Below are 12,050 nucleotides of genomic sequence, written 5' to 3' on the forward strand. Positions count from 1 at the left end.
CATCAGCTACTCGCCTACGCTGATGACCGACCCGGCGCCGGCTTCCTCACCAGACACGTTGATGGGTTGGACATCAAAAAGCGCGCTCAAAAAGTCCGCGGCCCACTGGATGAGCTCCTCGTCGCGCAACTTGGGCGAGGTGACATTGCGCCCCGCCTTGGGGAACGGCACGTTGATGGCCTTCGCGGCCGCGCGGAAGCTAGAGCCCGGATATAGGCGCTTGAGACGCACCTGCTTGGAATCCGGCAGCTCGACGGGGTGGAACTTGATGCGAGTGCCCTGCACAGTGATATCGGAAATACCGGCACGGCGCGCCTGGTGGCGCAGGCGAGCAACGGAGAGTAGGCGCAGCACCTCTTGCGGCAATGGGCCGAAGCGATCTTCCATTTCCTCGATGACGGCCTTGAGATCATCATTGTTTTGCGAGGCCGCAAGCTTGCGGTAGACCTCCAGGCGCAGGCGCTCGGAATCGATATAGGCTTCCGGGATATGCGCATCCACGGGGAGATCAATGCGGATTTCCTTCGGGCCTTCATCGGTAACGGTGGGAGCCTCGCCGCGGGCGAGGGATTTGAAAGTTTCTACTGCCTCGCCAACGAGGCGCACGTAGAGATCGAAGCCCACACCGGCAATGTGGCCGGACTGCTGGGCGCCAAGGACGTTGCCGGCACCGCGCATCTCCAAGTCCTTCATGGCTACGGCCATGCCCGCACCAAGGTCATTATTTTGGGCGATGGTGGCTAGGCGGTCATAGGAGGTTTCCGTGAGCGTAGCGCCCTTGGGGTACAAGAAGTAGGCATAGCCGCGCTCGCGGGAACGACCTACTCGCCCGCGCAGCTGGTGCAGCTGGGACAAGCCCATATGGTGGGCGTTTTCCACAATGAGGGTATTCGCATTGGCGATATCCAAGCCGGTCTCCACGATGGTGGTACATACCAAAACGTCATACTCGCGGTCCCAGAAGCCCTGGACGGTCTGCTCGAGCACCTCTTCGTTCATCTGGCCGTGCGCGACGACGACGCGGGCTTCCGGTACCAGGTCACGCAGCTCGCGGGCCTTCTTTTCGATATCAGAGACTTTGTTGTGGATGAAAAAGGTTTGACCATCGCGCAGCAACTCGCGGCGGATGGCCGCGGCTACCTGCTTGTCCTCGTAAGCGCCGACGTAGGTCAGCACCGGGTGGCGGTCTTCCGGTGGGGTCAGGATGGTGGACATCTCGCGGATGCCAGCCATAGACATCTCTAAGGTGCGCGGGATAGGTGTTGCGGACATGGTGAGCACATCCACGCTGGCCTTTAGCGCCTTAATGTGTTCCTTGTGCTCCACGCCGAAGCGCTGCTCCTCGTCCACGACGATGAGGCCGAGGTTCTTCCAGTGCACGCCGGTCTGCAGGAGGCGGTGGGTGCCGACGACGATATCGACGCTGCCATCGGCCAGCCCCTTAAAGATGTCGTTGGCTTCCTTCTTCGAGGTAAAGCGCGAAAGCACCTCAATCTTGACCGGGAAGCCGGTCATGCGCTCGCTGAAGGTATCAAAGTGCTGCTGCGCCAGCAGCGTGGTGGGCACGAGGACGGCCACCTGCATACCGTCTTGCACGGCCTTGAAGGCAGCGCGGATGGCCACCTCGGTTTTGCCGTAGCCCACATCGCCGACGACGACGCGGTCCATCGGCACCGTGGATTCCATGTCCTGCTTGACGGCATCGATAGCCAGCATCTGGTCTTCGGTTTCGACGAAGGGGAAATTATCCTCCATCTCCGCCTGCCACGGATTATCCGGGGAGAACTGGTGCCCCGGCGCAGCCTGGCGCTTAGCGTAGAGCTCGACGAGCTCGCCGGCGATTTCGCGCACGGCGGCGCGCGCCTTCTTCTTGGTGTTCTTCCAGTCGGAACCGCCCATCTTGGACAGGTGAGGCGATTCGCCACCGGTGTACTTGCTGAGGAGATCCAGCGAGTCCATGGGGACCCAGAGCTGATCGGCGGGCTGACCACGCTTGGAGGGCGCGTACTCGAGCACGATGTATTCGCGGCGGCTGGTTTCATCGCCGGACTGGATGGTGCGCTCGGCCATCTTGAGGAACTTGCCGATGCCGTGAGTTTCGTGCACCACAAAATCGCCTTGCTTGAGCGCGAGCGGATCGACCTTATTGCGGCGTTTGGCGGGCCGGCGCTTTGCTTCGGCGATATCGCCTACGCGGTTACCGGTCAGGTCCGTCTCGGTCACAACCACCAGTGGGAGGGCCTCGGCATCCTTAGGCTTTTTCACCTTGGGAAATACCAGGCCGGCGTGGCTTAGTGCTTGGTAGAGGGTGACTTCACCGGCGGTGGGTTCCCAGCCAGGGGTAGCTACCTTGGTGCGGATACCCTTTTCTGCAAAGCGATCCACCATGCGCTTGATGGCACCTTGCGCCGGCGCGATGAAGGCCGCCCGGCCGCCGGCGTTGGTGTGCGCGAGGAGCTGGGCCATCATGGCATCGATTTCTTCGATGTTGCCGCGCGGGGTGGGCCCTGGTTCGAATTCGAGCGGGAGGGTCTCCTCTTCCGGGGCGGCGAGCATTCCCGGTGGGGAGAAAGTCCACAGGGGCAGGCCGGCCTCGCTTATGGAGACCTCGAGCGACTCATAGGAGCGGTAGCTGGATGCCTCGGTATCGAGCCCTTCGGTAGCCAGCGGGCCATCGGCCCCCATGGCCGCGGCCTCCCAACCGGCGGCGAGGAATTCCGCATCGGTCTTTTCTAGATCTGCCACGCGGCGGCGAATCTTTTCCGGACCGACCATCACCACGTGGGTGGTGGGGCGCAGGAATTCGGGAAGGGTGCTCATGGGGGCGTCGGAAAGCGCGGGTAGGAGCGCCTCCATACCTTCGGCAGGGATGTGCTCGCTTACCTTGGTCAGCAGCTCCACCAAGGCGGGATTGCCGGGGTGCTTAACGGCGAGATCGGCCGCGCGCTTGGCAATGGCGTCCGTAATAGGCAGCTCCCGGGCAGGGAAAATGTCTACACGGCCCACCTCGATTTCCGGGATGGTGCGCTGGTCAGCTACGGAGAATTGGCGGATATCGGTAATTTCATCGCCCCAAAACTCCACGCGGACCGGATAATCCAGCGTGGTGGGGAAAATATCGATGATGCCGCCGCGCGTAGCGTACTCGCCGCGCTTAGCCACCATGTCTACGTGCTTATAGGCGCGGAACTCGAGCTCGCGGACTACCTCATCAAAGTCATATTCATGATCTTCTTCAAGGTGGACGGGAGCTCGGCCTTCTACCTCTTTGAGGATGGGTTGGGATAAGCCGCGGGCGGCGGTGACGATGACCTGCAGGCTATCGAGGTTGTGCAAAACCTCGGCGCGGCGGCCAATGATGTCTACGCCGGGGCTTAGGCGCTCGTGCGGCAGGGTCTCCCAGGCGGGGAACATGGCTACCTTCTCCCCCAGCATCGCCGTAAGCTCCGCCGTGAGGTCCTCAGCCTCGCGGCTCGTAGCGGTTACCACGAGCACTGGGGCATGATGAGCCAAGGTACCCAAGGCCCACGGCCGGGACTGATCCAAGCCTGTGATGTGGAGGTCTTCGCCCACATGAGAAATCATGCCCTTGAGCTTGGGATCTGAGGCCGCTACCTTAAGCAGGCCGGCCAGCATTGGGGTCGCCATCTATTTGCCTCCTAGCTTGGGCTTTACTTCCATACCGGACAAACCATTCCAGCATAGATTGACAATATGCGTGGCGACGACTTCCTTGTCCGGGGTGCGCTCATCCAGCCACCATTGCGCAGTGGTCGATACCATTCCCACCAGCGCTTGGCCGTAAATATCCGCCAAATCTGGGTCGATGCCACGGTGCTCGAATGCTTCTCGCAGGATATAGGAAACCTGGCCCACCGCGGAATTCAACAGCGTGGAAAAGCTGCGTTCGTCGCCGGGCTTGGCATCGCGCACCAGGATGAGAAAGCCATCAGTTTCTTCCTCGACATAGGTCAAAATGGCCATGACGGCCTGCTCGATGCGCTCGCGCCAGCTTCCGGTCTCCAAGGAATCAGTAATAACCTTTTCCAGTGCTAGCATCTCGCGGTCCACGACCACCGCGTAGAGGCCTTCCTTGCCCCCGAAGTGCTCATAGACCACGGGTTTGGATACCCCGGCGCGTGCCGCGATCTCTTCGACGGTGGTTCCTTCAAAACCCAGTTCCGCGAATGCGGCGCGTCCGATGGAAATGAGTTGTTCGCGGCGTTCCCGGCCGGTCATCCTTTGTCGAGCCATGCCCTCTACCCTATCCTTTGCCCCGCAATTTGTGATTTACCCGGGGGCGTCAGGTAGGCTATGCCTACAGCTTTTGCTGTGTTTCCCCATGGTGTAATCGGCAACACTACGGTTTTTGGTACCGTCATTCTAGGTTCGAGTCCTGGTGGGGAAGCTGATTTTTGTGGCCCGTTGACCGGTGATTTTGCTGGTTGCGGGCTATTTTTCTACATAGAACCGTTTACTTTGGCGACGTTTGGCGACCTGCGGAAACGGTTCAGTCTCCGTCAAAAGTCCGTCAAAACTCCGTCACAAAACAACCCCCTAAAACGCAGAAAAGACCCCCACCCACAAGGGGCAGGGGTCGAGGGCTAGAAGTCGTTTTCCAGCTCGTCAGGAATCGGCATATCAGCCACACTCTCCGGGTGCTTCAGTCGCCACTGGCGAATATGGTTCACGGCGATAAAGTAGCGACTTTTCCACACCTCCAGTTTGTCTCTAAGTTCCGCAATTTCTCCACGCATCTCCGCAATCGACTTATCACGGGCTTCCAGCTGTTCATTCGTCCATTCACGAATGCTTTTAGTAAAGGACTCCCATTCCGGGCCTCGGGTCTCAAGCTCGGCTTTCTTTTTCTGGCTCTTCTCCGTCAAGTGAGTACCGATGAGGGTGCCGAGTACGCCGATAACTCCGACGATGACGGTAGCCAGTGGCCCGTCCACGGGCATACCCGTCACCTCCCATCAACAAACTTCAGCTCACTCGTCTGCCCCCGCCCATACGCGTAAAGCGTCATAGCGGCGATGCCGATATAGCCGAGAGAGGACACCCAGGCACGCCCCAGATCGTCGAAAAGCGTGGCAAAGATGAAGCTCAGCGCCCACATGGAATGCAGCCCCACAACAGCACCAACGGCGGCGGGTACGAGCTTGTGCCACTTAACCGCACAAAGACAGAGCGCGCCCATGAGAAGCCACACCACAGCCCACGAGGGCGGGTTAAGAACGCTCTCCATGAAGTGCGTAGGCTTACGCTCGGGGTTCACCAGTAGCGGTGTGTAGGACATGCCACGGGCTATGGATATACTGCCGAGAATTAGCAGGCCTGCAGCATCTGACACCAGCCACCGGGCGAGACGGCGTTTACATTCTTCCCATCTCACGACTACTCCCCCGCTGTGGTTGGGCCGGTGTAGACGGGCAGGGTGGTAGGCGTGTCTGGCGCTGGGGTGGTGGCCTGCTCGATGACTACGCCGACGGGGGCTTCGTCAGATTCACGACCTGTATTCACCGCGGCGAGGGCACCGCCGATGAGTGCTGCCAGCCCGCCGGTTTGGCCGAGCCAGCCGTCCACCTCGTCAGGGCTGACGATGCCGAAGGCGACGAGGGCCAGGCCTACGGCGGCGACCACGACGTATACGGCTAGGCGTATCCACCATGGGGTGCCGATGACGGCGCGGGGCTTTGGTGCGGGGTTGGTGTAGTGTTTGGCCATTATCGTTCCTCCAGTTTCTTTTCGATGCGGGCGAGGTCGTGGCGGATTGCGGCTACCGCGTCGACGAGGGTTAGGTTCTGGCCGCGCTCATTCTGCCCCAACTGAGGCCATCCCTCGCCCTCCCGGCCCCTTAGTTGCCGCCATATTTCCTGAATCGCATCAATCTGCGGCCCAAGGTAGCCAGTCAGGAAGTCCGTAAAGTACTTCGGGGTTAACACTGGTGTGCTCGCTTTCTTCACCGGCTTAGCAGCAGCGGGCTTGTTCCCTCCGCCGTGGGTGAGTTCGTCGTAGAAACGTTGCGCTTCATTCATCCATGCTTGGTGGTATTTGCCGCCGTAGGCGAGGTGGTAGGGGCATGAGGTGGAGCCGGTTTCTTTGTGGTCGCGGATGTTCTTGCCGTATTCGGGGCGTCCGAGGTTGTAGTAGCGGCAGAGGGCTGCGGCGAGGCGTGCGCCTTGCTTGATTACGGTGTCACTGATGGGCCAGTCTTGGTCGGCTCCGCCACTGTTGGCGTGCTCAATACCGATAGATTGCTGGTTTCGGAGCTGGTTTGCGGCGTGCCACGCGGTATCGGAGTCGTTGACGAGCTGGCCGATGCGGCCTGAATTTTCCACTTGATAGTGGGCACTAGCTTCCCGTGTCTGCCAGACTTGCCAGCACCCGTCGATAGTCAAAATACCGGCGTTGTGGTGACGGACAATGTACTTAATCCGCTGCCCACCACGGCCTGGCGTGTAGTGCTTATTAATGAGCCGGTACACGTCCGGCTCAACGTTCATCCAGTCCATACTGTCCTCCTAGGCTTTTTGGAAAAGGCTGTGCGCAGCGTTAGGCGGCCAGTGGTCAGCCAGGGTGTGTCCCTGTAGAACCTTGTATTTCTGGTCTTGGAAGAGCACGTATTGGCCTGCCTTGACTTGTACGCCTGCCACGAAGGGGAATGGGTTGTCGGCGCTTCCTTGTGGAATGACCTTGCCGCTGCCGTCTGTCTTAGGAGCAGGGGGAACGACCTCATGGGTCACATCACGCCAAATCGTGGTGTGCACGCCTTCCACCCCTGGTTCCCACACGTTCAGCGTTTCGGTTTCCGAAAGCCAGTACTTACCGGCGTGCTTCACAACCGCGCCCTGACGGGAGGCTTTGAGGAAGTCCGAGCCGGGGTTCTTCCATTCGGGTACCTTGCCGGAGTCGGCCTTTGCTTCTTCTAGGGTGACATGCGCGGAGACGAGTTCCGGGGCGGTTTCAGCAAGCCCGGCCACGATTTCAGCACGCGCTTTCTCCTCAGCGGCGCGGGCGGGTCGTTCGCGGCGTTCTCGGGACACCGCGGCGGCGGCGTCCATGAGCCGGTCCTCGGGGATAGCGCGCAGGCCTTCCACCCATGTGTCGAAGTCGAATTCTTCCATGATTCATTTCCTTTCAGATATAAGTGAAGCCACCCTGAAGGGTGGCTAAGACATGTCGATGCGCTGCCACGTAATGGTGCAGGGCTTGCCCACATCACCTGGCTGGGCAGCGGTACCCCAGTGCGGGTACACGCGAGTGACACCGCCTTTTGCGGCGACACGGTAGGTACATGTCCACCGGCCAGGACGTCCTGACATATCGCCAATAGGGGTGAATGAGTAATATCCGCCATCCGCGTAGTACTGGGGACGTCCTTGTGTGTGGGCCTCCATGGTGACCTGAATAATCCCGTTGGGGACGGTGGACCGGTCCGAAGTGACGCCGTTATTCCCGCAGGTGACGGTAGTGCCCTGCGGGAGGACACCGGACGGGAGATTTAGAGGGGTAGCCATTACGCGAACACCCCCGCTGCTAGGTGGGCATTGGGTAAATATGTAGCGATGCGGTCGAAGTTGACTGCGCTCCAGCGTTTGGGTGTGGTCACCTAGACCACCGTCTTGGCTAAGTGCCGGGCAAAGTCGTGATGATTTCCAAGCCGACATTTTGCTCGAGGTTCGTTTCCCCGGAATTCTGGTAGACCCAGAAAACCCCTCCCCCGCTTCGCGCGGCTACTTTAAAAACCCCGGACTTCTGAAATGTCCCAATCCTTATTTGATTAGAGTTAACATTGTTAGCGAAGTTAACGATTAGATGGGCTTCTGCTTGTGTAGAAACGCTAACAGTCGATACTCCAGATGGAATGGGAACATACTTATTTGGACGGCCGGAAAAAATAAGATCCCCGGCAGAACTGCGCACCGGCGCAACAAACGATTTGGGAAGCACCTCATCGAAAACATTCAACGGTGTAGTCATCTTTCATCCTCCTTTATATTTGAGTGCCGTATAGCCATCTCGGCAATCGGCGAAACTAGATTTGCTCAGTCAGCTTGACAGGGCGGGTATCCCCCCGGACAGGCCGAATCCCCGTCACTTGATAACCGCCAATGCTCGCTGACGCGGGCAGCAGTGCGCCCGCCGAATATGTTTTCCACGTCCTTCCATCATCAGGGGATACCTGCACCGCACGGCTGGCGCGATACCCCTTCCCCCGCGGCCAGTACACAATCATCGTGCCCTCATGCATGAGACCGAGGTTCACGCCGCCTTGAATTGAATCCTCATACGGCGGAGTCTCCCATCCACCACCAGCCTTCGGGACAAACACAAACTCCAAAGCCCGATTTGGCCACCACATATCCACGACGACGTGCACTTTGTCAACGCCATAATTCACCACCTCGGGCTCCACAATCAGCCGTCGATACCCAGGCCCGGCACCATACGAGAAGAAATCAACACGCGAATTCTTTCCCCACGCATCCACCATGCGCCCAATAACCTGAACACGTCCACCCCAAATCCCCTTGAAATCTAATCGGAGTTTCCGATCCGACTCAATCGGAGTCATCGTCATTAGCTCATTATCAGTCACGGTGGTCATGCTGTATTTGTCGAAAATTCGGGTGCGGTGCACCTCTCCCCAAAAAATCGCATTCTGCTGAATGAGCAGCGTGTCCTCAAAAGCAGCCTGAGACTTTTCCAAGCTGGACGCCGCCGCCGACGCTGAATTCACCGACTTTTGAATATTGCCCATGACTTCATCACGAGCCGCGCTTGCTTTTTTCAAAGCTTCCACGGAATCCGCCGCTGCGTCGACTGCGACGTTTGTCTGCTCAATGGCGTTAGCGTTTTCTTCCGAGGCTTGTGCTGCGGACATAGCGGCCTGCGCCGCCTGTGCAGCAGCAGCCGCCACATAGCGCACGGCCTGGGCAAGGAGGCGTTGAGATTCTTCGAGGACATCAATCTGTTCTTGAAGCTTCCGGTCAGCTTCCGCGAGCTTTTCATCCGCTTCCGCCAGCGCCGCGATAGCCTGCGCGTTTAAGTCCGCGGCACGTAAAGCCTCCGACGCCGCCTGGCTAGCCTGCATAGCAGCGGCGCCGGCCTGCGCAGCGGCCATAGCAGCGTAGCGGATGGCCTCACCGTGAATTTCGAGGATTTCGCCATGCGTGGCCAGAATATCGTCGTGCGCAGAAAGTACCTCTTGGTGTTTCGCGGCGACGTCCTTCAGAACATCCGACAGTGAGCGTCCAGACCCGCCCGCGTTATCCAACAGGTCCTGCGCATCAGCCAGCGACTTCCGTGCCGCATCCTGCAACGGCCCCAGCTCCTGGAGCAGACCCTTAGCCTCATCCACAAGCCCCTCAGCCGTGGCCGCATCCTGAGCCGCCGCATTAGCAGCCCTCTGCGCCGCCACCACCTGCTTCTCACCCCGAGCCACTGCCGACGCTGCATCCTGAGCCGCCTTAGCTGCCTCGCCAGAAAGACGCGCCACCTCGGCGTGGGACGCCACCACGTCGTCGCGGAGGGGGTCCAATTTGTCGAGCACTTCCTCCGCCTGGCGGGCGTACTCAATCGCCAGAGAAGCCGAAGCCTGAGCCTGCGCACCCTGAGCCGCCGCCGCACCAGTGAGCTGACGGACGAGCTGCAGAATCGCGTTCGAGGAGTCCACCGCCTCACGCGCCTCTTGGATACTGCCGTCAATATCCAGTCCGTCGACTAGCGCGGCGGTTTCGTCAGCGGTCTGTTTGGCCTGCTCGGCCGTAGACTTCGCGGAGGTCGCCGTGGACTGAGCCTTAGAAACCTGGCGCGTGCGCTGCCGCTTCTCATTCTCAAGCTGCCCCAGAATCTCAGCATTCCGACGCAGACGAGCCTCACTATCCGACGCCACCTGACCACCCACATGCACACGCACACCACGCAGCCCACCATCCACCGACGACTCCAAATCGCCAGCCGTAACAGGCAAACGCAGATAATTACCCCACACGCGGTAACGCACAATATCGTCCAGGCTGAAATCACGCCCCAACTCAAACCCATTCATGCCGGCGCGGGAAATATCCCGCTCCACATACACGTCCCCTTCGGAACGTTTCTCAGTGGAATCAATCGCCAGCTCAAGGTCCGATGTTTGAGCCTCAAGGTTGATGGTGGCGTCCTGGCGGATGAAGCCGAAATCAAACCGGCCCATCTTTTGCCCAGGGTTGCGGGCAATATAGCCGTTCTGAATCCGGTCGTCCTCAACCTGCTGCTCCCGCCCCTCCGGGATGACAACCTCGAAACGTCCGTACGAGTAGAACGCCAGCCGGCGTCCCATGGTCACACTGCCACCATCCGAGGACAGCACAACATGGTCTTTGACTGCCAAGCTACTTCACCTCCAAAGTTTGCCGTACGCGCACAACCATCGTCGGAGTGTTCAGCGTCAGCCCCTTCACCGGCTTGTCCCCTGGTAGCCACAAGCCAACATCGAGGACTACACCCGCCGCCAGTGCCTGTGCGGATACCTCATCGAGGACGGACTGGTCCGTGGGGCGTATCAAAATGTAAGGCGATTCCAGCCCGGTTGGTGTGGGGTCAACCACCATCGGTGGTGCCTTCACCACGTCCGGGCCAATCGCCTTCCACGTGGCTTGCAACGACTCCGACACCAGCCGACGAATCACCGCCTCAGCGTCACCATCCACAGTGACACCATCGGCAACCGTGACCAGCTTGAAGTCCTGCAGGTCACGCGGCTTCGAGAACCGCACGCCCACATTCTCCGGCCCGGCCCAGTCCCGCGTGAACGTCGTCCACTTACCCGACACAGTTGTTGGCGCGGAGAAACACGGCACCAACGCCAGCTTTTTCAGCAGGTCCACACCATTAATCTCAATCAACGATGGGAGTTCACGCCCCGCCTCCGCCGCCACATGCGTGACCTGGTAGACGCGCCGCACATCCTCACGCTCGACAAGTACGTAACGACTAGCGTCAAGCGAGGTAGTAAGCGCCTTACCCTCCGCGTCCAGCTCAAGCCACGAACCACGCGCCGAAGACAGCCCATGAGCTACAAGCTCATCGCAGATAGGGTGAACGCTGCCGTCCAAGGAGCGGACGGCCAACTGCATCCGCAACGACGTTGGGGCGTTTTTGGTTTGCGGCGCGACCATGGACACCACAGGTGGGCAATCCATCAGCGGCTCGCAATTCTCGTCCAGCAGGCCGACGTACTGCCCTTGGTCGGCTACCACCTGGGCGCGGTGGAGTCGGTAAGAATTCCAATCTACCGCCATGGGTCAAGTACTCCTATCTGCCACTCAAGTGCGGCGCCGGTAGGCAGGCGGTACGTGCGTGTCTGTCCGGCGGGCACGCCCTCGGGGTAGGCACCGCTCATTTGCTTACGCAGCGCGAAATCAGGCGTGCCGTCCTTGGTGGTGACGAAACCGGCCTGCGCCATGGATAGGGACACCACGCGCTCCCCGCTTGCCTTCGGCAAGGGGAAACGTGCCCCAGAGGGGAGGTAAACGGTGCCAGCAGCCCCTCCCCACCTGATTTGGGGCCATACTGTAAGGTCACCCCAATTAGTCACTGTGACGGTACCTGTGGCGGACTGCCAATCCGTCCACCACCCGCACCTATCCGCCACCAGCGGAACCTGCACATCACGCACAAGCCCACCAGAAGTAGGGTCCTCATCTGGGTTAGAAATCGGCCCAGACAAACGAACCCCAGCAGACAACACCTGTGACGGTGATTCCACCACCAACGTGCCCTGCCTCGTACGTGAAAACCCGGCGCGAAACTTCGCCCACACAGCATCCGCATCATCCGCGTCATCACCACGCACCAGCACCGTGAGCGTGCCAGTCATAGGCTTAGGCTGGAAGGAATCAAGCGACTGGCCAACATCACCCACGCGGGCAATCGTGACATCATCACCATCACCCGCCAGGCCATCAATGCCACCGGACTTAATGCCGGCCAACCACTCATCACCCATGAGCACCCACTCGTGCCCCTCCGGCGAGTAGTACCGAATCTTGTACCGATTCACC

General features: G+C 59.7%; 12 protein-coding genes. All 12 read right to left on the minus strand.

Going from position 1 to position 12,050, the window contains the following annotated elements; translation table 11 throughout:
* Positions 1-6: 6 nt before the first annotated feature.
* The 12 genes from mfd to LG376_RS11600 all read right to left on the minus strand — a co-directional run bounded on the left by mfd (position 7) and on the right by LG376_RS11600 (position 12,049).
* Positions 7-3,648: a transcription-repair coupling factor gene (gene mfd / locus LG376_RS11545; RefSeq protein WP_225747207.1), complete on the minus strand. Its 3,642-nt coding sequence runs from the start codon at positions 3,646-3,648 to the stop codon at positions 7-9.
* Entirely contained in the window at positions 3,649-4,254 is a 606-nt protein-coding gene (locus LG376_RS11550) for a TetR/AcrR family transcriptional regulator (protein ID WP_225747208.1), read from the minus strand.
* Positions 4,255-4,604: 350 nt separating this feature from the next.
* On the minus strand, positions 4,605-4,961 hold the full coding sequence (locus LG376_RS11555; protein ID WP_225747209.1) for a hypothetical protein: 357 nt from the start codon (positions 4,959-4,961) through the stop codon (positions 4,605-4,607).
* Between the two features lie 5 nt (positions 4,962-4,966).
* On the minus strand, positions 4,967-5,299 hold the full coding sequence (locus LG376_RS11560) for a hypothetical protein (protein ID WP_225747210.1): 333 nt from the start codon (positions 5,297-5,299) through the stop codon (positions 4,967-4,969).
* A 98-nt stretch (positions 5,300-5,397) separates the two neighbouring features.
* Positions 5,398-5,727, minus strand: a complete 330-nt coding sequence (locus LG376_RS11565) for a hypothetical protein (protein ID WP_225747211.1) — start codon at positions 5,725-5,727, stop codon at positions 5,398-5,400.
* A complete protein-coding gene (locus LG376_RS11570) occupies positions 5,727-6,515 on the minus strand; it encodes an N-acetylmuramoyl-L-alanine amidase (RefSeq protein WP_225747212.1) in 789 nt (262 codons plus the stop codon). The genes LG376_RS11565 and LG376_RS11570 overlap by 1 nt, the downstream gene beginning before the upstream one ends.
* A 9-nt stretch (positions 6,516-6,524) precedes the next feature.
* Positions 6,525-7,127, minus strand: coding sequence for a hypothetical protein (locus tag LG376_RS11575; RefSeq protein WP_225747213.1), 603 nt, complete (start codon positions 7,125-7,127; stop codon positions 6,525-6,527).
* 45 nt (positions 7,128-7,172) lie between these two features.
* Positions 7,173-7,520 (minus strand): hypothetical protein, encoded by a 348-nt coding sequence (locus tag LG376_RS11580; RefSeq protein ID WP_225747214.1) that lies wholly within the window; start codon positions 7,518-7,520, stop codon positions 7,173-7,175.
* A gap of 109 nt (positions 7,521-7,629) precedes the next feature.
* Positions 7,630-7,983, minus strand: a complete 354-nt coding sequence (locus LG376_RS11585; protein ID WP_225747215.1) for a hypothetical protein — start codon at positions 7,981-7,983, stop codon at positions 7,630-7,632.
* Between the two features lie 55 nt (positions 7,984-8,038).
* Complete coding sequence (locus LG376_RS11590; RefSeq protein WP_225747216.1) at positions 8,039-10,201, minus strand: hypothetical protein; 2,163 nt, start codon at positions 10,199-10,201, stop codon at positions 8,039-8,041.
* A gap of 178 nt (positions 10,202-10,379) precedes the next feature.
* Positions 10,380-11,288 carry a hypothetical protein gene (locus LG376_RS11595; RefSeq protein ID WP_225747217.1) on the minus strand — a complete coding sequence of 303 codons (909 nt, stop codon included), beginning with the start codon at positions 11,286-11,288 and terminating at the stop codon, positions 10,380-10,382.
* Positions 11,279-12,049 carry a hypothetical protein gene (locus LG376_RS11600; RefSeq protein WP_225747218.1) on the minus strand — a complete coding sequence of 257 codons (771 nt, stop codon included), beginning with the start codon at positions 12,047-12,049 and terminating at the stop codon, positions 11,279-11,281. Before LG376_RS11600 ends, LG376_RS11595 begins: the two co-directional genes overlap by 10 nt.
* Position 12,050 lies beyond the last annotated feature (1 nt).

It is taken from the genome of Corynebacterium sp. Marseille-P4611 (assembly GCF_916618765.1).
In the GTDB taxonomy this organism is placed as follows: Bacteria; Actinomycetota; Actinomycetes; order Mycobacteriales; family Mycobacteriaceae; genus Corynebacterium; species Corynebacterium marquesiae.

Bases quoted from the DNA above. Each gene is read 5' to 3' on its own strand.
- mfd (WP_225747207.1), bottom strand. From the start codon at position 3,648: ATGGCGACCCCAATGCTGGCCGGCCTGCTTAAGGTAGCGGCCTCAGAT.
- LG376_RS11550 (WP_225747208.1), bottom strand. From the start codon at position 4,254: ATGGCTCGACAAAGGATGACCGGCCGGGAACGCCGCGAACAACTCATT.
- LG376_RS11555 (WP_225747209.1), bottom strand. From the start codon at position 4,961: ATGCCCGTGGACGGGCCACTGGCTACCGTCATCGTCGGAGTTATCGGC.
- LG376_RS11560 (WP_225747210.1), bottom strand. From the start codon at position 5,299: ATGTCCTACACACCGCTACTGGTGAACCCCGAGCGTAAGCCTACGCAC.
- LG376_RS11565 (WP_225747211.1), bottom strand. From the start codon at position 5,727: ATGGCCAAACACTACACCAACCCCGCACCAAAGCCCCGCGCCGTCATC.
- LG376_RS11570 (WP_225747212.1), bottom strand. From the start codon at position 6,515: ATGGACTGGATGAACGTTGAGCCGGACGTGTACCGGCTCATTAATAAG.
- LG376_RS11575 (WP_225747213.1), bottom strand. From the start codon at position 7,127: ATGGAAGAATTCGACTTCGACACATGGGTGGAAGGCCTGCGCGCTATC.
- LG376_RS11580 (WP_225747214.1), bottom strand. From the start codon at position 7,520: ATGGCTACCCCTCTAAATCTCCCGTCCGGTGTCCTCCCGCAGGGCACT.
- LG376_RS11585 (WP_225747215.1), bottom strand. From the start codon at position 7,983: ATGACTACACCGTTGAATGTTTTCGATGAGGTGCTTCCCAAATCGTTT.
- LG376_RS11590 (WP_225747216.1), bottom strand. From the start codon at position 10,201: ATGGGCCGGTTTGATTTCGGCTTCATCCGCCAGGACGCCACCATCAAC.
- LG376_RS11595 (WP_225747217.1), bottom strand. From the start codon at position 11,288: ATGGCGGTAGATTGGAATTCTTACCGACTCCACCGCGCCCAGGTGGTA.